20 protein-coding genes, 1 pseudogene and 1 riboswitch are annotated in these 25,416 nt (G+C 75.2%); of the genes and pseudogenes, 6 read left to right on the plus strand and 15 right to left on the minus strand.

The genetic code is table 11. From position 1 onward, the window contains the following. Window positions 1–189 precede the first annotated feature (189 nt). Both K7I03_RS34215 and K7I03_RS04565 read left to right on the plus strand, forming a co-directional pair. Entirely contained in the window at window positions 190–1,818 is a 1,629-nt protein-coding gene (locus K7I03_RS34215; protein WP_185942141.1) for an alpha/beta hydrolase fold domain-containing protein, read from the plus strand. An 86-nt stretch (window positions 1,819–1,904) separates the two neighbouring features. Then, a complete protein-coding gene (locus K7I03_RS04565; protein WP_185942142.1) occupies window positions 1,905–3,509 on the plus strand; it encodes an ABC-F family ATP-binding cassette domain-containing protein in 1,605 nt (534 codons plus the stop codon). Between the two features lie 29 nt (window positions 3,510–3,538). Here K7I03_RS04565 and K7I03_RS04570 read toward each other — a convergent pair whose 3' ends face one another. Next, a complete protein-coding gene (locus K7I03_RS04570; protein WP_185942143.1) occupies window positions 3,539–5,941 on the minus strand; it encodes an ATP-binding cassette domain-containing protein in 2,403 nt (800 codons plus the stop codon). Window positions 5,942–6,386: 445 nt separating this feature from the next. On the opposite strand from K7I03_RS04570, the gene K7I03_RS04575 reads away from it, so the two are divergent. Together K7I03_RS04575 and K7I03_RS04580 are read left to right on the plus strand one after the other, a co-directional pair. Then, entirely contained in the window at window positions 6,387–6,872 is a 486-nt protein-coding gene (locus tag K7I03_RS04575; RefSeq protein ID WP_224346878.1) for a helix-turn-helix transcriptional regulator, read from the plus strand. Between the two features lie 10 nt (window positions 6,873–6,882). Then, window positions 6,883–7,302: a VOC family protein gene (locus tag K7I03_RS04580; RefSeq protein WP_185942145.1), complete on the plus strand. Its 420-nt coding sequence runs from the start codon at window positions 6,883–6,885 to the stop codon at window positions 7,300–7,302. Between the two features lie 531 nt (window positions 7,303–7,833). Here the strand turns inward: K7I03_RS04580 and K7I03_RS04585 are convergent. From K7I03_RS04585 to K7I03_RS04605, 5 genes are all read right to left on the minus strand, one after another. Beyond that, the gene (locus K7I03_RS04585; protein WP_185942146.1) at window positions 7,834–8,751 is read right to left on the minus strand and encodes an alpha/beta hydrolase; all 918 of its coding nucleotides are present in this window, start codon (window positions 8,749–8,751) and stop codon (window positions 7,834–7,836) included. A gap of 66 nt (window positions 8,752–8,817) precedes the next feature. Then, a complete protein-coding gene (locus tag K7I03_RS04590) occupies window positions 8,818–9,975 on the minus strand; it encodes an XdhC family protein (protein ID WP_185942147.1) in 1,158 nt (385 codons plus the stop codon). Further along, window positions 9,959–12,457 (minus strand): xanthine dehydrogenase family protein molybdopterin-binding subunit, encoded by a 2,499-nt coding sequence (locus K7I03_RS04595; protein WP_224346879.1) that lies wholly within the window; start codon window positions 12,455–12,457, stop codon window positions 9,959–9,961. Before K7I03_RS04595 ends, K7I03_RS04590 begins: the two co-directional genes overlap by 17 nt. Further along, window positions 12,454–13,455 (minus strand): FAD binding domain-containing protein, encoded by a 1,002-nt coding sequence (locus K7I03_RS04600; RefSeq protein WP_185942148.1) that lies wholly within the window; start codon window positions 13,453–13,455, stop codon window positions 12,454–12,456. The genes K7I03_RS04595 and K7I03_RS04600 overlap by 4 nt, the downstream gene beginning before the upstream one ends. Further along, window positions 13,452–14,009 (minus strand): (2Fe-2S)-binding protein, encoded by a 558-nt coding sequence (locus K7I03_RS04605; RefSeq protein WP_185942149.1) that lies wholly within the window; start codon window positions 14,007–14,009, stop codon window positions 13,452–13,454. The genes K7I03_RS04600 and K7I03_RS04605 overlap by 4 nt, the downstream gene beginning before the upstream one ends. A gap of 322 nt (window positions 14,010–14,331) precedes the next feature. Here K7I03_RS04605 and K7I03_RS04610 point away from each other — a divergent pair, with 322 nt between their 5' ends. Continuing rightward, window positions 14,332–15,012: a TetR/AcrR family transcriptional regulator gene (locus tag K7I03_RS04610; RefSeq protein ID WP_185942150.1), complete on the plus strand. Its 681-nt coding sequence runs from the start codon at window positions 14,332–14,334 to the stop codon at window positions 15,010–15,012. On the opposite strand, the gene K7I03_RS04615 is transcribed toward K7I03_RS04610, so the two are convergent. The 6 genes from K7I03_RS04615 to K7I03_RS04640 all read right to left on the minus strand — a co-directional run bounded on the left by K7I03_RS04615 (window position 14,957) and on the right by K7I03_RS04640 (window position 20,509). Beyond that, window positions 14,957–15,526 carry a CGNR zinc finger domain-containing protein gene (locus K7I03_RS04615; RefSeq protein WP_185942151.1) on the minus strand — a complete coding sequence of 190 codons (570 nt, stop codon included), beginning with the start codon at window positions 15,524–15,526 and terminating at the stop codon, window positions 14,957–14,959. The two genes, K7I03_RS04610 and K7I03_RS04615, sit on opposite strands and share 56 nt — an antisense overlap. Window positions 15,527–15,591: 65 nt before the next feature. Beyond that, complete coding sequence (gene abc-f / locus K7I03_RS04620; protein ID WP_185942152.1) at window positions 15,592–17,226, minus strand: ribosomal protection-like ABC-F family protein; 1,635 nt, start codon at window positions 17,224–17,226, stop codon at window positions 15,592–15,594. A gap of 258 nt (window positions 17,227–17,484) precedes the next feature. Continuing rightward, window positions 17,485–17,676: a hypothetical protein gene (locus tag K7I03_RS04625; protein ID WP_224346880.1), complete on the minus strand. Its 192-nt coding sequence runs from the start codon at window positions 17,674–17,676 to the stop codon at window positions 17,485–17,487. Window positions 17,677–17,704: 28 nt separating this feature from the next. After that, window positions 17,705–18,748 carry an alpha/beta fold hydrolase gene (locus K7I03_RS04630; protein ID WP_185942153.1) on the minus strand — a complete coding sequence of 348 codons (1,044 nt, stop codon included), beginning with the start codon at window positions 18,746–18,748 and terminating at the stop codon, window positions 17,705–17,707. Window positions 18,749–19,297: 549 nt separating this feature from the next. Then, complete coding sequence (locus K7I03_RS04635) at window positions 19,298–19,603, minus strand: hypothetical protein (protein WP_185942154.1); 306 nt, start codon at window positions 19,601–19,603, stop codon at window positions 19,298–19,300. 315 nt (window positions 19,604–19,918) lie between these two features. Then, on the minus strand, window positions 19,919–20,509 hold the full coding sequence (locus tag K7I03_RS04640; protein WP_224346881.1) for a 2'-5' RNA ligase family protein: 591 nt from the start codon (window positions 20,507–20,509) through the stop codon (window positions 19,919–19,921). Between the two features lie 169 nt (window positions 20,510–20,678). Beyond that, a riboswitch (cobalamin riboswitch) is annotated at window positions 20,679–20,922 on the plus strand. A gap of 163 nt (window positions 20,923–21,085) precedes the next feature. On the opposite strand from K7I03_RS04640, the gene metE reads away from it, so the two are divergent. Beyond that, on the plus strand, window positions 21,086–23,407 hold the full coding sequence (gene metE / locus K7I03_RS04645) for a 5-methyltetrahydropteroyltriglutamate--homocysteine S-methyltransferase (protein ID WP_185942155.1): 2,322 nt from the start codon (window positions 21,086–21,088) through the stop codon (window positions 23,405–23,407). A 182-nt stretch (window positions 23,408–23,589) separates the two neighbouring features. On the opposite strand, the pseudogene K7I03_RS04650 reads toward metE, so the two are convergent. The 3 genes and pseudogenes from K7I03_RS04650 to K7I03_RS04660 form a co-directional block, all read right to left on the minus strand. Further along, a pseudogene (locus tag K7I03_RS04650) lies at window positions 23,590–23,721 on the minus strand (enoyl-CoA hydratase); the annotation flags it as partial. A gap of 26 nt (window positions 23,722–23,747) precedes the next feature. Then, on the minus strand, window positions 23,748–24,701 hold the full coding sequence (mmsB, locus tag K7I03_RS04655; RefSeq protein ID WP_224346882.1) for a 3-hydroxyisobutyrate dehydrogenase: 954 nt from the start codon (window positions 24,699–24,701) through the stop codon (window positions 23,748–23,750). Next, a complete protein-coding gene (locus tag K7I03_RS04660; RefSeq protein WP_185942157.1) occupies window positions 24,698–25,231 on the minus strand; it encodes an enoyl-CoA hydratase/isomerase family protein in 534 nt (177 codons plus the stop codon). Before K7I03_RS04660 ends, mmsB begins: the two co-directional genes overlap by 4 nt. Window positions 25,232–25,416: the final 185 nt, after the last annotated feature.

Genomic DNA, 25,416 nt, shown 5'->3' on the forward strand with positions numbered 1-25,416 from the left:
AGCGATACCAGGAGGTCACCCCCGTCCCGCCCTGTCACCCCCGTCCCGCCCTGTCACCGCCGGACGGGCCGGGTGAGCTCCCGTGCGCCGACGGGCAAGTGAACGTGCACGCGACGTCGCCTCTGCGACGCGTCCCCCGCCTACCGTCCCACGGGTCCGTCCGTCCCCAGCGCCCCGAAGGACCCGCCCATGACCGCCCGTCCCCCGCACCCGCCCACGCTCGAACCCGCCGCCGCCGCGTTCGCCGCCGCCACCGCGCGCCCGCCGTTCCTCTACCAACTGCCGCCCGCCGAAGGCCGTCGTGCCGTCGACGAGGCGCAGTCCGGGCCCCCGCCCGTCGAGCCGCCCGCCGTGGACGAGGAGTGGGTCACGGTCCCCGGTGGGCCGACGGGCGAGGTCAGGGTGCGGATCGTCCGGCCCGCCGGTGTCTCCGGGACGCTGCCGGTGGTGCTCTATCTGCACGGCGCGGGCTGGGTGTTCGGGAACGCCCGGACCCATGACCGGCTCGTGCGGGAGCTGGCCGTCGGCGCGGGCGCCGCCGTCGTCTTCCCCGAGTACGCGCTGTCGCCCGAGCACCGCTATCCCGTCGCCGTCGAGCAGAACTGGACGGTGGCCCGCTGGATCGTCGAGGAGGGTGCGGGCAGGGGGCTCGACGCGGAACGGCTCGCGGTCGCGGGGGACTCCGTCGGCGGCAACATGAGCGCCGCCCTGACCCTGATGGCCAAGGAACGCGGCGGGGTGCCGCTCCGCTACCAGGTGCTCTTCTATCCCGTCACCGACGCCTCGTTCGACACCGGCTCGTACCACCGGTTCGCCGAGGGCTGCTTCCTGCGCCGCGACGGCATGCGATGGTTCTGGGACCAGTACACCACCGACCCGGAGCAGCGGGCGCGGATCACCGCCTCGCCGCTGCGCGCCACCACCGGGCAGCTCGCCGGTCTGCCGCCGGCGCTCGTCGTCACCGCCGAGGCGGACGTGCTGCGGGACGAGGGCGAGGCGTACGCGGAGAAGCTGCGGGCCGCGGGGGTTCCGGTGACCGCCGTACGTTTCCTGGGCACGATCCACGACTTCGTCATGCTCGACGCGCCCAGCGCCCTGATCCTCTACTCGACGCTGGCCGCCGCGCCCACCCTCGACGAGGCCGGACGGCGCGTCTCCACCCGGCACTTCCTCCGGGAGCTGAACCGGTTCGGGCTGACGTCCGCCATCGACGCGGCGGGCGGCTTCCAGAACTTCCCGGACGACTACGCCACCGTCACCGACCTGGCCCGCTCCGGCGAACTCTCCCTCCGCATCGCCTACCACCTCTTCCCGCAGACCGCCGGGCAGGAGCTCGCCGACCTCCGCCGCTGGGTGGAGACGGTGCGGCCGGGCGACGGCGACGAGTGGCTCCGCCTCAACGGCGCCGGTGAGAACCTCACCTGGTCCGCCGCCGACTTCGAGAACTTCGCCGAGCCTGTGGGTGCAGGACGACGGTTACGAGTACCCCCTCGTCCTCGTCGTCCTCGCCCTGGCCGTCGCCGTGGCCGGCCCGGGCCGCTGGTCCGTCGACCACGCCCTGCGGCTGCCGGCGTGGCCCGCGTTGTGGGCGGCCGCCGCCGTGGCCGCCGGGACCGCCTCCGGCCTCGCCGTCCGCGCCCTGCCGCACCGCCGCCCGGCTCCTGCCGGCCCGGGCCCGGCGGGGCGGTAACGGACAGGAAGTGGCAGGTGAGGGGGGCACTGCGTACGTCACCCGGCCCCATCGGCGTACGCCCGTCCCCTGAAACGGAGGCGCCGGGAAAAGGAGATGCGCCCCCCACGGACCGTCCGTTACCGTGACCGTATGTCTACGCCCCGAATTTCCTAGCCGAGGACCCGCTTCCACGCCAGAAGTGTGTCCTTGAGCTTATTCGGAGCGTTACCTCATGATGACCGTCCGCGGTGTCGAGCTGCGCGCGGGTGCGCGGCTGTTGCTGTCCGGCATCTCCTTCACCGTCTCCCCCGGCGACCGCGTCGGCCTGGTCGGCCGCAACGGCGCGGGGAAGACCACCCTGCTGACCGCCCTGGCGGGCCGGGCACGCCCCGCCGCCGGGAGCGTGACCACCACCGGCCCGGTCGGGTTCCTCGCCCAGGACTCCCGGGCCGCCGATCCCGACTTGACCGTGACCGACCGGATCCTGTCCGCGCGCGGCCTCGACCGTGCCCTGCGCGCGCTGCGGGAGGCCGAGGCCGCCATGACCGCGGCCCCCGGGCCCGCCGCGCTGGAGCGGGCGATGCGGGCGTACGCCCGTGCCGAGGCGGCCTTCCAGGCCGGCGGCGGGTACGCGGCCGAGGCGGAGGCCGCCCGGGTGGCGGCCGGGCTCGGCCTGCCCGACGAGGTGCTGCACCGGCCGGTCGGCACCCTGTCGGGCGGGCAGCGGCGCCGCGTCGAGCTGGCCCGCATCCTGTTCGCCGGCCACGACGGCACCCTGCTGCTCGACGAGCCGACCAACCACCTCGACGCCGACTCGGTCGTTTGGCTGCGCGAGTTCCTCCGGAGCCACCGGGGCGGCCTCGTGGTGATCAGCCACGACACCGGTCTGCTGACCGCCGTCGTCAACCGCGTGTTCCACCTGGACCCCGGCCGGGCGACGATCGACGTCCACAACACCGGCTGGACGACGTACCTGGCCCAGCGGGAGGCCGACGAGCGGCGCCGCGCCCGGGAGCGGGCGAACGCCGAGCGGAAGGCCGCCGCCCTGCACGCGCAGGCGGACCGGATGAAGGCCCGGTCGGCCACCGCCGTCATGGCCCGGAGCATGAGCCGGCGGGCCGACCGCATGCTCGCCGAGCTGGAGCCGGCCCGGCGGACGGAGAAGACCGCCCGGATCCGGCTGCCCGAACCGGAGCCGTGCGGCCGGGTGCCGCTCGGCGCGATCAGCCTGACCAAGTCCTACGGCGGCCGTCCCGTCCTCGACGGGGTGGACCTCGCCGTGGACCGGGGCAGCCGCCTGGTGGTCCTCGGGCTCAACGGCGCGGGCAAAACGACGCTGTTGCGCGTCCTGGCCGGCGAGGTGGCCCCGGACGCGGGCCGGGTCGTGCACGGGCACGGGCTGCGGCTGGGCTACTTCGCCCAGGAGCACGACACCCTCGACCCCGCCCACACGGTCGTCCGGCACCTCGCGACCGCCGCGCCGCACCTGACGGACGGCGAACGGCGGGGCGTGCTCGGGGCGTTCCTGTTCACCGGGGACGATGCGGACAAGCCCGTCGGCGTGCTGTCCGGCGGCGAGAAGACGCGCCTGGCGCTGGCCGGGCTGGTCCACTCCGGCGCCAACGTGCTGCTGCTGGACGAGCCCACCAACAACCTCGACCCCGCCTCCCGCGCCGAGGTCCTGTCCGCCGTCGGCTCCTACCCCGGCGCGGTCGTCATGGTGACCCACGACGAGGGCGCCATCGACGCCCTCCGCCCCGACCGCGTCCTGCTGCTGCCGGACGCGGACGAGGACCTGTGGAGCGAGGAGTACCGGGAGCTGGTCGCGCTGTCCTGAGGGACGGCCCCTGTCCTGAGGGACGCCCCTCAGGACCCCACGTACTCCGCCAAGTGCTCCCCCGTCACCGTCGAACGGGCGGCGACGAGGTCGGCCGGAGTGCCCTCGAAGACGATCCGGCCGCCGTCGTGGCCCGCGCCGGGGCCCAGGTCGATGATCCAGTCGGCGTGGGCCATGACGGCCTGGTGGTGTTCGACGACGATGACGGACGCGCCGGAGTCGACGAGCCGGTCCAGCAGGGCGAGCAGTTGCTCGACGTCGGCGAGGTGGAGGCCGGCGGTCGGCTCGTCGAGGACGTACACGGACGGGCCGCCGCCCTTCTCCGCCAGGTGCGTGGCGAGTTTCAGCCGCTGCCGCTCGCCGCCGGAGAGGGTGGTGAGCGGCTGGCCGAGGGTGAGGTAGCCGAGGCCGACGTCGGCGAGGCGGCGCAGTATCCGGTGGGCGGCCGGCGTGCGGGCCTCGCCCGCGGCGAAGAACTCCTCGGCCTCGGACACCGGCATGGCCAGCACCTCGCTGATGTCCCGGCCGCCGAGGCGGTATTCGAGCACCGACGCGTCGAACCGCTTGCCCTCGCAGTCCTCGCAGGTGGCGGCGGTACCGGCCATCATCGCCAGGTCGGTGAAGACGACGCCGGCGCCGCCGCAGGCCGGGCAGGCGCCCTCCGAATTGGCGCTGAACAGCGCCGGTTTGACGCCGTTGGCCTTGGCGAACGCCTTGCGGACCGGGTCGAGCAGCCCGGTGTACGTCGCCGGGTTGCTCCGCCGGGAGCCGCGGATCGGAGCCTGGTCGACGGAGACGACGCCCGCGCCCGCCGGGATCGAGCCGTGCACCAGCGAGCTCTTGCCCGACCCCGCGACACCGGTGACGGCGACGAGCACCCCGAGCGGGATGTCGACGTCGACGCCGCGCAGGTTGTGCGCCGTCGCCCCGCGGATCGGCAGGCTGCCGATGGGCTCGCGCACGGTCTTCTTGAGGCCGACCCGGTCGTCGAGGTGCCGGCCGGTGAGGGTGCCGGCGGCGCGCAGCCCCGCCACCGTCCCCTCGAAGCAGATCGTGCCGCCCTCCGCGCCGGCGCCGGGGCCGAGGTCGACGACGTGGTCGGCGATCGCGATCACCTCCGGCTTGTGCTCCACCACCAGCACCGTGTTGCCCTTGTCCCGCAGCCGCAGCAGCAGGCCGTTCATCCGCGCGATGTCGTGCGGGTGCAGCCCGATGGTCGGCTCGTCGAAGACGTAGGTGACGTCGGTGAGCGACGAGCCGAGGTGGCGGACCATCTTGACGCGCTGCGCCTCGCCGCCGGACAGCGTGCCGGCCGGCCGGTCGAGCGAGAGGTAGCCGAGGCCGATCTCCACGAACGAGTCGAGGGTGTGGGCGAGTTTGCCGAGCAGCGGCGCCACCGACGGCTCGTCGAGGCCGCGTACCCAGTCGGCGAGGTCACTGACCTGCATGGCGCCAGCGTCGGCGATGCCGATGCCCCGGATCTTCGAAGACCGGGCCGCCTCGTTGAGCCGGGTGCCGTCGCAGTCAGGGCAGGTGGTGAAGGTGACGGCCCGGTCCACGAACTCCCGGATGTGCGGCTGCATGGCCTCCCGGTCCTTGGCCAGCATCGACTTCCGGATGCGCGGGAGGAGCCCCTCGTAGGTCATGTTGATGCCCGCGATCTTCATCCTGGTCGGTTCGCGGTGCAGGAGGTCGTACCGTTCCTTCTCGGTGAACTCGCGGACCGGCTTGTCCGGGTCGTAGAGCCCGGACTCGGTGTAGAGGCGGTGGTTCCAGCCGCCCGCCTTGTAGCCGGGGACGGTGAGCGCCCCCTCCGCGAGGGACTTGGTGTCGTCGAGGAGCTGGGCGAGGTCCAGGTCGGTGACGTTCCCCCGGCCCTCGCAGCGCGCGCACATGCCGCCGGAGCGGGAGAAGGTGACCTTCTCGGCCTTCTTCGTGCCGCGGTCGACGGTGATCGCGCCGCTCGCCCGGACGGACGGGGTGTTGAAGGAGAACGCGCCGGGCGGGCCGACGTGCGGCCGCCCGAGCCGGCTGAACAGGATCCGCAGCATCGCGTGGACGTCGGTGGCGGTGCCCACCGTGGAGCGCGGGTCGGCGCCCATCGGCTGCTGGTCGACGATGATCGCGGTGGTCAGCCCCTCCAGGACGTCCACCTCGGGCCGGGCCAGGGCCGGCATGAAGCCCTGGACGAAGGCGCTGTAGGTCTCGTTGATCAGCCGCTGCGACTCGGCGGCGATCGTGTCGAACACCAGCGAGCTCTTGCCCGAGCCGGAGACGCCGGTGAACACGGTCAGCCGGCGCTTGGGGAGCTCGACGGCGACGTCCTTGAGGTTGTTCTCGCGCGCGCCGTGCACCCGGATCAGATCGTGGACGTCGGCGCCGTGCGGGGAGGACGCGGGCGGGGGCGGGGTCGTGCTCGTGGCCTTGCTCATCGTTTCTCCATCCGTGGGGCGGGGCCGTCCGCGTCCGGGGCCGCCCGGCGGAACGGCGGCGGGCCCGGCGGGCGCGCCCCGGTCCGGGGCGTGCGGAGCACAGGGCTCGCGGCCGTACCCGCGGGCGGGGCGGGACGCGGTGGCCGGCTGGGTGGACAGGGGTGTACGGACGTGCGGTACGGGCGGGGGCCTCCGGCCGGGGCGGCACCGGCGGGGCGGGGCGAAGGCGGGAGCGGACTCGTACCCGGGCCGTCGGGGGCCCGCGGCGCATCCCGGTGCTCCCGGCCGCGGGCCCGACAATACTCCCCGCCGCCCGGCTTGGGGTCACCTCTCACATCACTTCGGCCACAGGCACCACAAGGGTAATGAGACGCGGGTTCGGCGGGCGGGCGTCCGGCCGGCGGGCGGGCGGGCGGTGTCCGACCCTCGTGCCATCCTGGACGGCGTGACCCTGGAAGACCTGGCGAGGCTGCGCCGCGCACGCGACACGATCGACCGCGACTACGCGCGGCCCCTGGACGTCCCGGCCCTGGCGGCCGTCGCCCTCATGTCGCCCGGCCACTTCTCCCGCAGCTTCCGCGCCGCCTTCGGCGAGACGCCGTACAGCTACCTGATGACCCGCCGCGTCGAGCGGGCCAAGGCGCTGCTGCGGCGGGGCGACCTGAGCGTGACGGAGGTCTGCTTCGCGGTCGGCTGCACCTCGCTCGGGTCGTTCAGCTCCCGCTTCACCGAGCTGGTCGGCGAGAGCCCGAGCGCGTACCGGGCGCGGGCCCACGAGGCGGGCGCCGCGATACCGGCGTGCGTCGCCAAGATCCTCACCCGGCCGCTCCGGCACGGCGAACCGGTCAGGGAACCGATCAGGGAACCGGTCAGGGAACCGGTCAGGGAACCGGTCAGGATCGGAGAAGCGCGATCGGCCGCGGCCTCGTAGCGTCGAGGGCATGGACATCAAGCTTTCCCAGTGCTTCATCGCCGTCGACGACCACGACAAGGCCCTCGCCTTCTACCGCGACGCCCTCGGACTGGAGGTGCGCAACGACGTCGCCTTCGAGGGGATGCGCTGGGTGACCGTCGGGTCGCCCGCGCAGCCGGACGTGGAGATCGTCCTCGAACCGCCGGCCGCCAACCCCAACGCCTCCCCCGCCGACCGCCAGGCCATGGCGGAACTCATGGCCAAGGGCATGCTGCGCGGCGTGATCTTCTCCACCGACGACTGCGACGCCACCTTCGAACGCATCCGCGCCACCGGCGCCGAGGTCCTCCAGGAGCCCATCGACCAGCCCTACGGCGTCCGCGACTGCGCCTTCCGCGACCCGGCGGGCAACATGCTGCGCTTCACGCAGCCGCGCCAGGACCGCTGAGGGCGCCGGGGCCCGCCGCCGGGGCGGGGCACGCCGTCGGGGCCCGCGGCTCCCGGGGACGGGCGCCGGGCGCGACGGGAAGGGCCGGACGTCGGTCGCGACGCGCGGGGCCGGACGCCGACCGGGCGGGGCCAAGCCGACCGCGACGCGCGGGGACGAACGCCGGGCGCCGGACGCGACGCGCGGGGCCAGACGGGCGCCGGCCGCGACGGGCAGGGCCGGACGCCAGGCGCGGCGCGCGGGGCCGGGCGCTGGCCGCGACGCGCGGGGCCGGACGTCGACCGGGCGGTGCCGGGCCGACCGCGACGCGCGGGGACGGACGCCGGGCGCCGGGCGCGTGCGCGGGGCCGGGCGCCGGGCGTGACGCGCGGAGACGGACGTCGACCGGGCGAGGCCGGGCCGACCGCGACGCGCAGAGACGGACGCCGGCCGCGACGCGCGGGGCCAGACGCCGGACGTCGGCCGCAACGGGCAGGGCCGGACGCCGACCGCGACGCGCAGGGACAGGGGCCCGGCGCCGGCCGCGAGCCCCTACGGCCGGGTGATCCGGGCGCGCAGCCAGGACGCGATGTGGTCGAGCGCCGTCCCGGCCAGGGCCGTGGGGTGGCCCGTGAATCCGTGGGGTGCCTCCGGGTAGACCCGGAGGTCGACGTCGTTGCCGGCCGCCGACAGCCGGCCCGCCAGTGCCAGGTTGTCCTCCAGCAGCACGTCCTCGGCGCCGACGACCAGCAGCGTCGGGGGCAGCCCGCCGAGGTCGCCGTACAGGGGCGAGAGGTCGGGGACGGTGCGGTCCGCGACGTGTCCGGCGTACGCCCGGAGGAAGTACTCGTCCGCGATGCGGCGGCCGGCCGGGGTCCGCGCGCTCAAGTCGTAGGTGCCGAACCGGAGCGCGGCGCCGGTGAACCGGCCGGCGGCGCCCCGGTCCCGCAGCCGGAGCAGGGTGGCCAGGGCGAGGGTCGCGCCGGAGGAGCTCCCGCCGATCGCCAGCCGGGACGTGCCGAAGCGGGCGCCGGCCTCCTCGACGAGCCAGAGCGCCGCCGCCTCGCAGTCGTCGGGCGCCGCCGGCCAGGGGTGTTCGGGGGCCAGCCGGTAGTCGACGCTGACGACGGCGACGCCCAGGGCGTCCGCGAGCTCGCGGTTGCGCACGTCGCCGTGCGCCGCCGAGTCCATGTAGAAGCCGCCGCCGTGGATGTCCAGGTAGACGCCGCGCGGCGGACCGCCGGACGGCAGGAGGATCCGGACGGGGACGCGCACCCCGGCGGCCTCGGCCGTCTCCTCGACGGCGGGCGGTTCGGCGGCGCGCGGGGCGGGCCGCTTCGCCCGGACCTCCCGGAGCTCCTCCCACGAGGCGGGGCCGCACCCGGCCCCCCGCGTCCGGTAGAACTCACGGGCCTCCTCGACCTGTTCCGCGGGTACCTCGGCGAACAGTTCCTCCAGCGCGAATCGCACGCGCCCTCCTCATCACTCGAAGTCTCGGCCCGGCCGTACGCTACCGCCGGCCGCGCCGCCCGGCCCTCACATCCCCGCCCCGTGGATCACCCCCGCCCCGTGGATCGCCCCCGCCCCGTGGATCGCCGTGGACCTCCCCGTCAGCGGGAGGCCCGTGGCGCCGTGCCGGGCCGCGATGATCTCGGCGGCGATGGACAGGGCCGTCTCCTCGGGCGTACGGCCGCCCAGGTCGAGGCCGATGGGGGCGCGGAGACGGGACAACTCGGCGTCCGAGACGCCCGCTTCGCGGAGGCGGCGGACCCGGTCGGCGTGGGTGCGGACCGAGCCCATCGCGCCGACGAAGGCGGCCGGGAGCCGGAGGGCGACCCGGAGGAGCGGGACGTCGAACTTGGCGTCGTGGGTGAGGACGCACAGGGCCGTGCGGGCGTCGGTGGGCGTGCGGCGGAGGTAGCGGTGCGGCCAGTCGACCACGACCTCGTCCGCCTCGGGGAAGCGGGCCGCCGTGGCGAAGACCGGGCGGGCGTCGCAGACGGTGACGTGGTAGCCGAGGAACTTGCCGACGCGGACCAGCGCGGCCGTGAAGTCGACCGCGCCGAAGACGATCATGCGCGGCGGTTCGAGGCCGGACTCGACGAGGAGCGTCACCTCACCGCCGGGGCAGAGCGTGCCGTCGGCGGACAGTTCGACCGTGCCGGTGCGGCCCGCGCCGAGCAGGGCGTGGGCCTGGGCCGCGGCCGCGCGGTCGAGCTCCGGCGCGCCGCCGAGGCCGCCCTCGTACGTGCCGTCGGGGCGGACGAGCAGGGCACCGGACCGGAGGCCGGCCGGGCCCCGGGCGACGCGGGCCAGGGCCACCGGCTCGCCGCGGGCGGCGGCCGTCAGGGCGCGGGCGAGGACGGCGCGCCCGGGGGCGGCCGCCGGGTAGGGGACGACCAGGACCTCCAGCGTCCCGCCGCAGGTCAGGCCGACGGCGAAGGCGTCGTCGTCGCTGTACCCGAACCGTTCCAGGCACACCGTCCCGTCCCGGAGCGCCCGCTCGCACAGCTCGTACACCGCCGCCTCGACGCACCCGCCGGAGACGGAGCCGACGGCCCGGCCGCCGTCGTCGACGGCCAGGGCGGCGCCGGGGCCGCGCGGGGCGCTGCCGGTGACGGAGACGACGGTGGCGACGGCGAAGCCGCGGCCCTCGGCGGCCCAGGCGGCCAGGTCGTCAGCGATGTCCAGCACGGTCCTCCTCCTCGGGCGCGGCGGCCACGGGCGCGGCGGCGCCGGTCAGGACGCGGTCGGGGCGGATCGGCAGGTCGCGGTGGCGGACGCCGGTCGCGTGCCAGACGGCGTTGGCGACGGCGGCCGCGGAGCCGACCGTGCCGATCTCGCCGATGCCCTTGATGCCGACCGGGTCGTCGGGGTCCGGGTCGTCCAGCCAGTCCACCTCGATGGCGGGGACGTCCGCGTGGGCCGCGACGTGGTAGCCGGCGAGGTCGGCGTTGACGAGGCCGCCGGTGGCGGTGTCGCGGACGGCCTCCTCGTGCAGGGCCATGGACAGGCCCCAGACCATGCCGCCGGTGAGCTGGTTGCGGGCGGTCAGCGGGTTGACGATGCGGCCGGCGGCGAAGACGCCGAGCATCCGGCGGACGCGGATCTCGCCGCTGCCCGGGTCGACGGCGACCTCGGCGAACTGGGCGCCGTACGCGTGCCGTTCGTACGCGGCGAGGGTCCGTACCGCCTCCTCCGTGCTGGCCCGGACGGTGAGGCCGCCGGGCGGGATGTCGGCGCCGGGCGTGAGGCGTTCGCGCAGGTCGTGCGCCGCGAGGCGGACGGCCCAGCCCCAGGAGCGGGTGCCCATGGAGCCGCCGGCGACCCACGCGTCGCCGAAGTCGCTGTCGGCGATGAGGACGCGCACCCGGTCCGGGCCGACCTCCAGGGCGTCGGCGGCGAGTTGGGTGAGGGCGGTGCGGGCCCCGGTGCCGATGTCGGCGGCGGCGATGCGGACGGTAAAGGTGCCGTCGGGGTGCGCGGTCGCGGTGGCGGTCGCCGGGAAGGCGCCGGTGAAGAAGGACGACGCGGCCGTGCCGGTGCCGACGAGCCAGCGGCCGTCGCGGCGGACGCCCGGCCGCGGGTCGCGCCCGGCCCAGCCGAACCGGCGGGCGCCCTCGGTGAAGCAGTCGGTCAGCCGGCGCCCGGCGAAGGGCAGTCCGGAGACGGGACCGGCGGCGGGCTCGTTGCGGGCGCGCAGCACGATCGGGTCCAGGCCGCAGCGCTCGGCCAGTTCGTCGAGCGCGCACTCCAGCGCGAACGAGCCGGGGGCCTCGCCGGGCGCCCGCATGTAGGTGGGCGTGGGGATGTCCAGGGGCAGCACCCGGTGGACGGTGCGGTGGCCGCTCGCGTCGTACATCGACCGCCCGTAGGCGGCGCTCGGCTCGACGAACTCGCGGACCGTGGACGTCGCGCTGTACGCCGTGTGTTCCAGGGCGCGCAGCCGGCCGTCCGGGCCGGCGCCCAGCCGGACGCGCTGGACGGTGGCGCTGCGGTGGCCGATCAGCGAGAACATCTGCTGCCGGGTGAGCGCGATCCGGACCGGCCGGCCGAGGACGGTGGCCGCCATGGCCGCGAGGACGACGTGCGGGCGGGCCTGCGCCTTGCTGCCGAACCCGCCGCCCACGTGCTCGGACCGCAGCCGCACCACCTCCGGTTCGAGGCCGAGGAGTTGCGCGAGGTCCCGTGCGGTCGCGTACGCGCCCTGGGTGGAGTCGACGACCTCCAGCCGCCCGTCGTCCCACCGCGCCATGGCCGCGTGCGGCTCCATGGGGTTGTGGTGTTCCTCGGGGGTGGTGTACCAGGTGTCCAGCACGGTGTCGGAGGCGGCCAGTTCGGCCTCCACGTCGCCCTTGTCGGTGCTGCCCGGTCCCATGGCCGTGGTCTCGGGCGGGTAGCTGCCGGGGTGGTCGGGGCGGAGGCGCACGTCGTGCGGCTCGGTGTCGTACGCGACGACGAGCGCCTCCGCGGCCTCCCTGGCCTGCTCGGGCGTCTCGGCGACGACGCAGGCGACGGGCCAGCCCATGTGCGGCACCCGGTCGTGCTGGAGGATCCGGGTGGTGGCGTCGGGCCCGAACGTGCCGACGAAGTCCTCTTTGAGGCGCGGCGCGTTGCCGTGGTGCAGGACGGCGAGGACGCCGGGCAGGGCGAGGGCGGCGGCATCGCCGACGGACCGGATCCGGCCGCGCGCCACGGTGGAGAGCACGATCCAGCCGTGGGCGAGCCCGTCGGCGGGGTGGTCGGCGGCGTAGCGCGCGGCGCCGGTGACCTTGTCGCGCCCTTCGACGCGGAGGTGTGACGCGCCTACGGCGGGGGCCGGACGGGAGGTGGCGGGGGTGGTCGCCGTGCGGGACGGGGTGGCGGCCGCCGGTGTACGGGTCGCGGTGGCGGCCGTGGCCGTACGGGTCGCGGTGACGGCCGGCACCGTACGGGACCCGGCCTCCGTCGCCGGGGAGGGCACGGCGGCGCTCACCGCCGTGCCGCCGTGCGGCGCGTGCGGCGCGGCGCGGGACCCGGCGGCGTCCGCCGCCGTACCGGGCGCGACGGCGTCCGTCGCCGTGTCGGTCCGGGCCGTGCCCGGTGCCGCAGACAGCGCACCGGTGTGCGTCACCGCGGGGGACCCGGCGGCATCCGTCGCCGTGCAGGTGCGGGCCGCGTTCGTTGCCGTGGTCATGGGGTGGCCGCCTCCTCGGCGAGTTCGGTCAGGGTGCGGACGGTCAGGTGCCGCAGCAGCGGGAGTTTGTGGCCGTTGTGTGGGAGGGACCGGGCGGTGGCGAGTTCGGCGTCGGCCGCCGCGGCGAACGTGGCGGCGTTGGCCGGGGCCCCGGTCAGAGCCTGTTCCGCCCGGCGGGCGCGCCAGGGGTGGGAGGCGACCGCGCCGAAGGCGAGCCGCGCCTCGTGGACGACGCCGTCGCGGACGTCGAGGGCGGCGGCGAGCGAGCCGATCGCGAAGGCGTACGACGCGCGGTCGCGCACCTTGCGGTAGCGGGAGGGGCCGGGCGGCGCGGGTGGCAGGACGACGCCGGTGACCAGCGCGCCGGGCGGCAGCGCGGTCTCCTCGTGCGGGGTGCTGCCCACCGGCCGGTAGAACGCCGCGAGGGGCAGCTCGCCGGGCCCGTCCGCGGTCTCGTAGGTGACGACCGCGTCGAAGGCGGCGAGGGCGACGGCCATGTCGGACGGGTGGACGGCGACGCAGTGCGTGGACGCGCCGAGGACGGCGTGGTTGCGGTGGTCGCCGGTGAGGGCGGCGCAACCGCTGCCCGGCGTACGCTTGTTGCACGCCGCGGCGCCCGCGGCCCCACCGGTGAAGTAGCCGCAGCGGGTGCGCTGGAGCAGGTTCCCGCCGACGGTCGCCATGTTGCGCAGCTGCCCGGAGGCGCCGGCGAGGACGGCCTGCGTCAACGCCGGGTAGCGGCCGCGTACTTCGGGGTGGGCGGCCAGGTCGCTGTTGGTGACCGTCGCGCCCACGCGCAGGCCCCCGTCGGCGGTGGTCTCGATCCGGTCGAGGGGGAGGTCGCGCAGGTCGACGAGGAGCGCGGGCCGCTCGACGCCGGTCTTCATCAGATCGACGAGGTTGGTGCCGCCGCCGAGCGGCCGGGCCTCGGGGTCGGCGGCGAGGAGGGCGAGCGCGTCGGCCGTGTCGGCGGCGCGGTGGTAGCGGAACTCCCTCATGCGACCACCGCCCCGGTTCGCTCGTCGCGTTCCTCCGCGGCCCGGGCGACGGCGCGCACGATCGTCGGGTACGCGCCGCAGCGGCACAGGTTGCCGCTCATCCGCTCCCGGATCTCGGCGTCGGTGAGGGCGGGCGGGCCGGCCTCGGGGCGGACGTCGGCGGTGGCGGCGCTGGGCCAGCCGGCCGCGTGCTCGTCGAGGACGGCGAGGGCCGAGCAGATCTGCCCGGGGGTGCAGTATCCGCACTGGTAGCCGTCGAGTTCGAGGAACGCCTGCTGGACGGGGTGCAGCCGCTCGCCGTCGGCGACGCCCTCGATCGTGGTGATCGCACGGCCTTCGGCGGCGACGGCGAGCTGGAGGCAGGCCACGGCGCGGCGCCCGTCGAGCAGCACGGTGCAGGCGCCGCACTGGCCCTGGTCGCAGCCCTTCTTGGTGCCGGTCAGGGCGAGGCGCTCGCGCAGGGCGTCGAGCAGGGTGGTGCGGTGGTCGACGGTGAGGGTGTGGGGTTCTCCGTTGACGTGCAGGGTGATGACGCTGGACGTCGATGCGGTCATGGGGGCCCTTTTCGACACGGCGGTTGGCACGGCGGATGGGACACGGTGGTGGTGCGCGGTGGTTCGGGCGGTGGCTCGGGCGAAGGTCGCCACACGGCGGTGCCGGCCCGGCGGTCGGCGCCGGCGGATCGCGGGAGCGGCCGTCCCGAGGGGCCGTCGGCCGTTCCGACGGCCGTCACGGCCACTAAAGTGTGCTGTACGTGGACAGTTGTCCGGCCGATGCGTAGCGGACAGCTGTCCGGTTATCCGAACCTAGCCGACGGCCGTCGGACGGGCAAGGGCCCGCGGAAGACCGGGCACGGACGAGAGGGCGAGGACGCGCGTGCGGACGACGGTGCCACAGCAGGACGGCGAGCCCCCGCCCCGCCGCTCGGACGCCCGGCGCAACCGCGAGCGCATCCTGGCCGTGGCGCTGGCCGAGTTGACGCACTCCCCCGCCGTCGCGCTCAGCACGATCGCGAGGAAGGCGGGCGTCGGCCAGGGCACGCTCTACCGCAACTTCCCCGACCGGGAGGCGCTCATCCTGGAGGTCTACCGCTTCGAGGTGCAGCAGGTCCACGACGCCGCCCGCCACCTGCTCGCGACCCGGCCGCCCGACCGGGCCCTGCGCGAGTGGCTGGACCGGCTGGCCCGGTACGCGACGGCGAAGGCGGGCCTGGCCGACGCGATGCGCGAGGCCACCCGCGCCCCCGCCACCCCGGCCCGCTGGGGCCACGCCCCGGTCATGGAGGCCGTCGAACTCCTCCTGGAGGCCAACGAGAAGGCCGGCACCATCCGCCCGGGCGTGACCCCCGACGATTTCCTCCTCGCCATCGCCGGCCTCTGGCACATCGGCGGCCGCGCCGACGCCGGCGAACGCGTCCGGCGCCTCTTCGACCTCGTCACGGACGGCCTGCGGGCGGGCGCGCCCGGGGCCTCCGCCGAGGAGGCCCGGCCATCCGGAACGGTCACCCCGCCGGAACGGCCGCGGTCTTCCTGCGCGCCCGGTAGGCGGCGGCCTTGATCTTGTTGCCGCAGGACTCCATGCCGCACCACTGCCGGCGCCGGCCGCGCGAGCGGTCGATGTAGACGCGGGTGCACTCGGGGTTGCCGCACTCCTTGAGCAGGGGCACGTCTTCGCCGCTCAGCAGTTCCACGGCGTGCCGGGCGACGGCCGCCAGCGCCTCGCGCTGCGTCGCCGCCGTCCAGCGGCCGGAGTGGGTCAGCCGGGGCGCGGCGGGCGCCTTCGCCGCCGCGTCGTTGACGGCGGCCAGCGCCTCGTCGTCGAAGTCCGCGCAGCCCGCGCCGAGGCGCCGGTCGGTGATCAGCCGGTAGACGGCCTCCCGGACGGCCGTCGCCCGTTCGACGTCGGCCCGCCGGGCGGGCGAGACGGCGTCGACGAGCCCGGACTCCACGTACCACGCGTCCAGGCGGTCCGGCGTCGCGAACATCTCGAACCGCGCCGTGCGGCGCGCCCGGAGCGTGGCCGCGAAGTCCAGGGCCGGGTTGCCGCACACGAAGACGTGGTCCAGGTTCACGTCACCATCCTGGCGGGTGACACCCGTACCCCGCAAGGACGGCCGGACCGGTGTGCGCGCCCGGCTCAGGCGTCCGGCGCCCCCGTCTCCGTCAGCTCGCCGTCGGCGACCCGCAGCCACCGGTCGACGCCGATCCGTCGGAGGAACCGCTCGTCGTGGCTGACCACCACGAACGCGCCGCGGTAACAGGCCAGGGCGCTCTCCAGCTGCCCGACGCCGACGAGGTCGAGGTTGTTCGTCGGCTCGTCCAACAGCAGGAGCTGCGGGGCGGGTTCGGCGCACAGGACGCAGGCGAGCGTGGCGCGCAGCCGCTCGCCGCCGGAGAGGACGCGTACGGGCAGCTGGGCCCGGGGGCCGCGGAACAGGAACCGCGCGAGCAGGTTCATCCGCTCCGCCTCGGGCCGGCGCGGGGCGGCCGCCGCGAAGTTCTCCGCGACGGTGCGGTCGGGGTCGAGGAGGTCCAGGCGCTGCGAGAGGGAGGCGATGCGCCCGTCGGCGCGCCGGACGGTCCCGCCGTCCGGGGCCAGTTCGCCGGAGAGCAGCCGCAGCAGCGTGGTCTTTCCGGCGCCGTTGGGCCCGGTGAGCGCGATGCGCTCGGGGCCGCGGACGGTGAGGTCGACGCCGTCTCCGGCGAACAGCTCGCGCCCGCCGTGGCGCACCCGCAGCCGCTCGCCCAGGATGAGCGTGCGGCCGGCGGGGACGTCGGTGTCGGGCAGCTCCAGGACCAGCCGCTGCTCGTCCCGCAGGGCGCGGCCCGCCTCGTCGAGCCGGGCCTGCGCCTCGTGGACGCGGGTGGCGTGCGTCTGGCCGGCCCGGCCTGCGGACTCCTGGGCGCCGCGCTTCATGTTCCCGGCGAAGATGCGCGGCAGACCGGCGTTCTTGAGGTTGCGGGCGGCGTTGCTCGCCCGCCGCTCGGCCCGCTCCCGGGCCTGCCGCATCTCGCGCTTCTCCCGCTTCAGCTCCTGCTCGGCGTTGCGGATGTTCTTCTCCGCGACCTCCTGCTCGGCGCGGACGGCCTGCTCATACGCGGTGAAGTTCCCGCCGTGCAGCCGCAGTTCGCCCCGGTCCAGCTCGGCGATCCGCTCCATGCGGTCCAGCAGGGCCCGGTCGTGGCTGACGAGCAGGAGGCTGCCATTCCACTCCGAGAGGACGTCGTAGAGCCTGTGACGGGCGTCGGCGTCCAGGTTGTTGGTCGGTTCGTCCAGCAGCAGCACGTCCGGGCGCTTGAGGAGCTGTGCCGCCAGGCCGAGGCTGACGATCTGGCCCCCGCTGAGCGTGCCCAGGGTCCGGTCGAGGGCGAGCCGGCCCAGCCCGAGCCGGTCGAGCTGGGCACGGGTGCGCTCCTCGACGTCCCAGTCGTCGCCGATGGTCGTGAAGTGCTCCTCGCTCACGTCGCCGGACTCGACGGCGTCGATGGCGCGGATCACCGCGTCGACGCCCAGCACCTCGGCGACCGTGGGTTCGCCGGTCAGGGGCAGCGTCTGCGGGAGGTAGCCGACCGTGCCGTGGATGGTCACCGACCCGGCGGACGGGCGGAGTTCACCGGCGATCAGTTTCAGCAGGGTGCTCTTGCCGGAGCCGTTGGGCGCCACCAGCCCGGTGCGGCCCGCGCCGACGGTGAAGGAGAGGTCGTCGAAGACAGGGGTGTCGTCGGGCCAGGAGAAGGAGAGGCGGGAGCAGATGACGGTGATGTCGGACATGGAGGTGACCTCATGAGGAACAGAGGGCAGGGCCCTCCGCCGCGGCAAAAGCCGCCGCGCGGAGAGCGCACCGCACCTGAACAGGGAAAGAGGGGACGACGAGATGACCACGACGGCGGTACCGCCCGAAGCGCGCCTGCCGGTGGCCGATCAGATCCGGGTATCACCCGGAGATGTCGTCGTCACCCACCATGTCCGTCTCCTCTGCGAAAGGTCACTGACGCCGCGTACCCTACCAGGCCCGGCGCGGAGGCCGCCCTAGAGCCCCAGATCCCAGGCCAGGCAGCCGAGATGGGTCCGCACCCCGGGGTCACCGCCGCCGTACTCCGGCGGCGCGGCCGGCGCGGCCGCCTTCTCCTCGGTCATGTCCTCGTAGGCGATCCGCTCGGGCAGCGCGCCGAAACGCGCCTGCCGCACCGCGGAGTAGCTGTCCCGCATGGCCATCTTCATTCCTCCTCCTGACGGAGTTGACGAACGGTCAGAGCCGGTCGGCGTCGACGACGGCCCGGGCGAACGCTTCGGGCGCCTCCTGGGGCAGGTTGTGACCGATGCCCTTCAACGCCCGGTGGTCGTACGGGCCCGTGAACCGGTCCCGGTACGAGGAGCCGTCGCCGGGCGCCGTGAACGGGTCGCGCTCGGCGTCGAGCGTCACCGTCGGCACGGCGATGAACGGCCGGCCCGCGAGCCGCTTCTCGTACGGCTCGTAGCGCCGCTCCCCCTCGGCGAGGCTCAGCCGCCAGCGGTAGTTGTGGATCACGATGGCGGCGTAGTCCGGGTTCTCGAAGGCGGCAGCCGTGCGCTCGAAGGTGGCGTCGTCGAAGTCCCAGGTCGGGGAGACGGTGTCCCAGACCAGCCGGGTGAGATCGTGGCGCTTGTCCCGCTGCTCCATCGCGGCCCGGCCACGCTCGGTGGCGAAGTAGTACTGGTACCACCAGGCGCGCTCGGTCGCGGGCGCCAGCGGCCGCTGGTTCGCCTCCAGGTTGACGACGAGGTAACCGCCCACGGAGACCAGGGCCTTGCAGCGCTCGGGCCACAGCGCCGCGACGATGCCGGCGGTCCTGGCCCCCCAGTCGAATCCGGCCAGCACCGCCTTCTCCAGCCCGAGCGCGTCCAGCAGGGCGACGGTGTCGAGGGCGAGGGCGGACTGCTGCCCGTTGCGGAAGGTCCGGCCGGAGAGGAAGCGCGTCGTGCCGTGGCCGCGGAGGTAGGGGACGACCACCCGGTACCCCTCGGCCGCGAGGAGGGGCGCGACGTCGACGAAGCTGTGGATGTCGTACGGCCAGCCGTGCAGACAGACGACCGGCGGCCCGTGCGCCGGCCCCAGCTCCGCGTAACCGACCTCCAGCAGACCGGCTCTGACCTTCTTGAGCGTGGGAAAGGCGCCCTGCCGGCGAGGGCCGGCCCGCCGCTCCGTGGCGGCCTGCGCCGCCTCCGATGCCCCCGACACCCCCGGCAGCGCGACGGTGACCGCACCGCCGGCCCCGAGGCCGAGCACCTTGCCGAACGTACGCCGATCGATCATGCCGAGCCCTCCGTGCGTCGCGAAGTGCCTGCGCCCGCTGCGGGCGTGCGGACGACTATGACACAGGGTGCGTCACCGGTCAAACAGGTGACGCGAGCCAACTCGGCGCAGTCGGCGCGTGCTTGAGTCCGTGCCACGCTGGAGAAACCGCTCAAGGAGCCACAGAAGGAGCTCTGCCTGGTAGGCGATGTGCGGGAGCCGGCCGGCCGGCCTTTGTCAGGCGGTCCGCGCATGAGCGGGAAGCGGGAGTTCGGCCCCGGTCCGAACCGGGTCGGCGGGGTGCACCGACGGTCCGGCCGACGGTGAACGAGGCGAGGGCGCCCTCCAGAGCGCGCCGCGACTGGCGCGCCCGGCCGGGACGGGTGCCGGGAGCACACCGAGGGAGCCACCCTCGAACGGCGAGGTACGGGCGAACGGCGGAAACACCGGACGGACGGCCTTCGGGGCGCTAAGGTCCCTCCCTTAGAGCCCCGGAGAGCCCGAAGAGCCCCGAGGGGCGCCGGTTGGGTCGGCGCCCCTCGGTCCTTGCTTGCGCGGGTGCTGTCTCCGTCATTGCTCCCCGGAGCAGTTGCCCTGGACGGTCACCCAGATGTTGCTGTCGGGGGTGGTGCCACTGGCCACGATGCCCCAGGGGTAGCAGTTCTTCGGGAGCTTGCTGTTCGCGTTCGCGCGGGCGCCGTCCAGCGAGCCGGCGACCCCGGTGACGTAGACGTAGTAGGTGGACGAGCCCTCCGTCACCGCTCCCCGGGCCGGCGCGGCGGTGGCGGCCGACGCCGGGGCGGCCAGCGCCACGCCGGCGAGCAGGGTCGCCGCGACCGCGGTGAGTCCGGCCGTCCTCCGTAACTTTCCGTTCAAGGAATCCTCCCCATCAACTCTCCCAAGACGCACATCAGTTACGCCATACGTAAGAAATCTAGGGCAACCTCGCGCGCCGCGACAGTGTTGTTCCATGTGCAACCATCTTTCGTAACTGCCGCTCCCAGGACGGGTGAAGGCCCAGCCTGTCCCCCGCGACGCTGCTTTCCCTGACGGCCGGCCCGACGGGCACCCCGACACCGGGGACGGCTTGCCGGACCGGTCGCACGGCCGCCACCACGGCGGCCGAACCGTCCGCCGGCACACGACGCGGCGACGACGGCCTCACGACGCGCCGCGCCCCACTCCGTTTCCTCACCGGCGCCGAACCCCTCGGTCCCCCGCCCACCGCACCTCCCCCGCCCCCAGCGTGACCACGGCCCGCGTCCGCATGGGCTCCTCCCCGCGCCGCGAGAGCACCACGATCTCCTCGACCTCCCCCGGCATCGGGCCCAGCCGGGCGGCCAGCTCGGCGGCCAGGGCACGCGGCTCCGTGGTGCGCCCGAGGGAGAGGTGCGGGACGAAGCGCTCGCCGCGCCCGCGGCACAGCGGGAAGCGGGACGCCAGCTCGTCGTGCAGGCGCGCCCAGGGGGCCAGGGCGCCGCCCGCCGCCGGGTCGAGCCACACCGTCGCGTACCGCCGGTGCCGGAAGTACCGCACGCCCGCCGGCCGGACCGGGAAGGCCGGGCATTCGGCCGCCGCGGCGGAGAGCAGCGGCAGGGCCCGCGGGAAGTCCTCCTCGGGTACGAAGCCGAACAGCAGGTTGACGTGCGGTGGCCACCGCCGCACCTGCGGGTCGTACCTCCGGCGGATCTCCTGGATCGCCGGCCAGTGGGCGCGCGGCGGCAGCCACGCGACGGCCGTCCGGGCCGTCGGCGCCGCCTCCAGGACCAGGTCGCCGTCCACCCTTCCATGGTCCCGGCCGCACCCGGTCCGCACGAGTCGGACGGCCACCGCCCCTCCCACCGCACGCCCGCCACGCGTCCGCTGTCTCTCCCGCCGCACGCCCGTCCCACGTGTCCCACCTCACCTTCCGCATCACGAACTCCCTTCCGTCCCGGGCCCCGCACCCTCTAGGCTGACGAGCGCAGCTGGTTCGCCCCGCCCGCCAGACGGGAGCGTCGCAAGAGGGAACCCGGTGGGAATCCGGGACTGCCCCGCAGCGGTGAGCGGGAACGACCGCCGTCATACGCACTGGGCCCGACGCACGGGGCCCGGGAAGCGACGGCCAGTAGGTGTCTCGTACGGAGTCCGACGGGTTCCGTACGCCACGAGGCGCGCCCGCGAGTCCGAAGACCTGCCACCTGCCCGCGCGCGAACCACTCGTGCGCGGACATCCCGGTGACCTCGAGGGCGGGTCGGCGTACATACCAGGCGGACGACCGCGCCATGCCGCGCGCGCCCGGCCCGCCCGGTCCGTCACCCTTCGCGCTCTCGTCCCGTTCCGGGATCTCAGGGATCCATCTCGCGAAGGAGATCTCCGTGACCAGCAAGTCCGCAGCCGCGGCAGCACGGGCCACCGTGTACGGCTACCCCCGCCAGGGCCGGAACCGTGAACTCAAGAAGGCGATCGAGGGCTACTGGAAGGGCCGGGTGACGGCCGACGCCCTGCGCGCCACCGCCGCCGGCCTGCGCCGGGACACCTGGGAGCAGCTGGCCGCGGCCGGCCTCCACGAGGTGCCCACCGGCGACTTCTCGTACTACGACCACGTCCTCGACACCACCGTCATGGTCGGCGCGATCCCCGCCCGGCACCGGGCCGCCGTCGAGGAGGACGCCCTGGCCGGGTACTTCGCGATGGCGCGCGGTACGCAGGACGTGGCGCCGCTGGAGATGACCAAGTGGTTCGACACCAACTACCACTACCTGGTGCCGGAGCTGGGTCCGGACACGGTGTTCCGTGCCGACTCCGCCCGGCAGGTCGCGGAGTTGAAGGAGGCCCTCGCCCTGGGGCTGGCCGCCGCCCGGCCGGTCCTCGTCGGGCCCGTCACATACCTCCTGCTCGCCAAGCCCGCGCCGGGCGTGGACCCGGACTTCGTCCCGCTCACCCTCCTGGACCGCCTGCTGCCGGTGTACGCGGAGGTGCTGGCCGACCTGCGGGCGGCCGGCGCCGAGTGGGTGCAGCTCGACGAGCCCGCTCTGGTGCAGGACCGCACCCCGGCCGAACTGAACGCCGCCGAGCGCGCCTACCGCGATCTCGGCGCGCTGCCCGACCGCCCGAAGCTGCTGGTCGCCTCGTACTTCGACCGGCTCGGCGAGGCCCTGCCCGTCCTCGCCAAGGCGCCGGTGGACGGGCTCGCCCTGGACTTCACCGAGGCCGCCGCCGCCAACCTCGACGACCTCGCCGCCGTCGGCGGCCTGCCCGGCAAACGCCTGGTCGCCGGCGTCGTCAACGGCCGCAACATCTGGGTGAACGACCTGGAGAAATCCCTCGCCACCCTGGGCACGCTACTCGGCCTGGCGGACCGGGTCGACGTCGCCGCGTCCTCGTCCCTGCTGCACGTCCCCCTCGACGCGGCCATGGAGCGCGACATCGCGCCGCAGATCCTGCGCTGGCTGGCCTTCGCGCGGCAGAAGACGCGCGAGATCGTCACGCTCGCCAAGGGCCTCGCCCAGGGCACCGACACCATCGCCGCCGAACTGGCGGCCAACCGGGCCGACCTCGCCTCCCGCGCCGCCTCCCCGATCACCCACGACCCGGCTGTCCGGGCCCGGGCCGCCGCCGTCACGGCCGCCGACGCCCGCCGCTCCCTGCCGTACGCCGAACGTGCCGGCGCCCAGCGCGCCCGCCTCGGCCTGCCGCTGCTGCCGACCACGACCATCGGCTCCTTCCCGCAGACCGGCGAACTCCGCGCCGCCCGCGCCGACCTGCGCGCGGGCCGGATCGACACGGCCGGCTACGAGGAGCGCATCAGGGCCGAGATCCAGGAGGTGATCACCTTCCAGGAGAAGACCGGCCTGGACGTCCTGGTGCACGGCGAGCCCGAACGCAACGACATGGTCCAGTACTTCGCCGAGCAGCTCACGGGCTACCTCGCCACGCAGCACGGGTGGGTGCAGTCGTACGGCACCCGCTACGTCCGCCCGCCGGTCCTCGCCGGTGACATCTCCCGGCCGGAGCCGATGACGGTGCGCTGGACGACGTACGCCCAGTCGCTCACCGGCCGTCCCGTCAAGGGCATGCTGACCGGGCCGGTCACCATGCTCGCCTGGTCGTTCGTCCGCGACGACCAGCCGCTCGCCGACACCGCCCGGCAGGTCGCCCTCGCCCTGCGCGACGAGGTGAACGACCTGGAGGCGGCGGGTACTTCCGTCGTCCAGGTCGACGAGCCGGCGCTGCGCGAGACGCTCCCGCTGCGGGCGGCGGACCGCCCGGCGTACCTGGCGTGGGCCACCGAGGCGTTCCAGCTCACCACCGGCGGGGTCCGGCCGGACACCCAGATCCACACGCACATGTGCTACGCCGAGTTCGGGGACGTCGTGCAGGCCATCGACGACCTCGACGCCGACGTCATCAGCCTGGAGGCGGCCCGCTCGCATATGCAGGTCGCGCGCGAACTGGCCGCGCACGGCTACCCGCGCGAGGCCGGGCCGGGGGTGTACGACATCCACTCGCCGCGCGTGCCGAGCGCGGAGGAGGCGGCGGAGCTGCTGCGCGCCGGGCTGAAGGCGATCCCGGCGGAGCGGCTGTGGGTGAACCCGGACTGCGGGCTGAAGACCCGCGGCTGGCCGGAGACCCGGGCGTCGCTGGAGAACCTGGTGACGGCGGCCCGGACCGTCCGCGGGCAGCTGCCGGGGGCCTGACGCGGCGGGGGCCGCAACGGGCGGAGGGCGCCGGGGACTTGGGGTGGACGGACGGGCGCGCAGGGTACGACGGGTCCGACGGCGTGCGCACCCTTCCGCCCGGGTGGGGACGGGTCCGCCGGGCCGCACCCTCATGCGGCCCGGCGGACCCGTGCCGGCGGTCAACGCCCCGTACCGGCGGGTCAGCGATGCGCGAAGCACGGCGGCCGCTTCTCCACGGACGCCGTCATGCCCTCCTTCCGGTCCTCGGTCGCGAACACCACGTGGAACAGGCGGCGTTCGAAGCGGACGCCGCCCTCGGCGAGGGTGGTCTCGCAGGGCGGCGTGCCGTCGGCCCCCGTCATGCCTGCCCCCCGTCCGGGGCCTGCCCCGAATTGTCCCGTATCACGCGGAAGATCCCGGAGAAGTCCTCCTCGGCCCCCCTGCCCTCGGCGAACGCGGTGTACAGCTCGGCCGCGCGCAGCCCGAGGTCCGCGTCCACGCCGCCCGCCCGGATGGCGTCGGCGGCGAGGCGGAGGTCCTTGGCCATCAGTGGGGCGGAGAAGCCGGGGCGGTAGTCGCGGTTGGCCGGGCTGGCCGGGACCGGCCCCGGCACCGGACAGTTGACGGTCAGGGCCCAGCACTGCCCGGAGGACGTGGACGCCACGTCGTACAGGGCCTGTTGAGAGAGGCCGAGGCTCTCGCCGAGGACGAACGCCTCGCTGATGGCGATCATCGAGATGCCGAGGATCATGTTGTTGCAGATCTTGGCGGCCTGCCCGGAGCCCGCGGGCCCGCAGTGCACGATCTTGCGGCCCATCGCGGCCAGCACCGGCTCGGCCTCCGCGAACTCCGCCGCCTCGCCGCCGGCCATGAAGGTCAGGGTGGCGGCCTCGGCGCCGAACACCCCGCCGGAGACGGGGGCGTCCAGCGCCCGGTGGCCGGCCGCGCGCGCCGCGTCGTGGGCGGCCCGGGCGTCGGCGACGTCGATCGTCGAGCTGTCGACGAACAGCGTGCCGGGCCGGGCGGCGGCCAGCAGGCCCCCGTCCGTGTAGAGGCCGAGGACGTGCCGGCCCGTCGGCAGCATCGTGAAGACGAGCTCCGCGTCGGCGACGGCCTCCGCGGCCGACGCGGCGGGCCGGACACCGGTCTTGGCGGCGGCCTCGACGGCCTCGGGCAGCAGGTCGAAACCGGTGACCCGGTGTCCGGCCGTGACGAGGTTGGCGGCCATCGGGCCGCCCATGTTGCCCAGGCCGACGAAGCCGATGGCCTTGCCGGTCATCGGCGTCTTCTCGTTCTCTGGGGTCGCAGTCACCAGGGCACCTCCTGTAGTGGACCGTCGCCGGGGGCCAGGGTGGGCTCCCGGTCACCGAGCGGGGCGAAGTAGCGCTCGACGTCCTCGGCGGAGACGTCGGCGAGCGTGGCGGGCGGCCGGCGCGGGTTCCGGCCCCTGTCGGCAACCTGGGCGCGGGCGCCCTCCACCAGGTCCGGTGTGGCGAGGGCGGCGCAGGGGACGCGGTACTCCCGTTCCGGCATGCGCTCCGGCGGGCCGAGCGCGGGGGCGTGGGGCTGGGGGGCGAGGGTGACCTTGGCGGCGGTGGGTGACGTGGCGAGGACCGCCTCGGCGGCGTCCTCGGCGGCGGGGTGCCCGCACGCCCGGAGCCGGTCGAGGATCTCCTCGACCGTGCCGGCCGCGTAGCATGGGTCGATCCGCTTCCGGTGGGCCGCCAACTCGCCCTGGGCGGGCGGCGTGACGCGGCCGGGGAGGGCGTCGTGGACGGGCCGGCGGGCCAGGGCGGCGGCGAGCGGACCGCGCGGCCGGCATCCTGACTCCCGGATCGCCACGCGCCTTCCGCCTTCCCGACGTGCGCCGCCGTTCCGTCAGTGACGTTCCCCCTGTTCGACGGCCGCACTCGCGCGGACGGCCCCTCGCCGGCGAAGGCGCGCTCCCGGCCGCAGGGGCGGGATCGTGCCGGCGCACACCGATTTCCCTGCACCACAGGCTTGTTGGCCCGACCATATAGTCGGGC

The sequence above is a fragment of the Streptomyces mobaraensis genome (genome assembly GCF_020099395.1).
Lineage (GTDB): Bacteria > Actinomycetota > Actinomycetes > Streptomycetales > Streptomycetaceae > Streptomyces.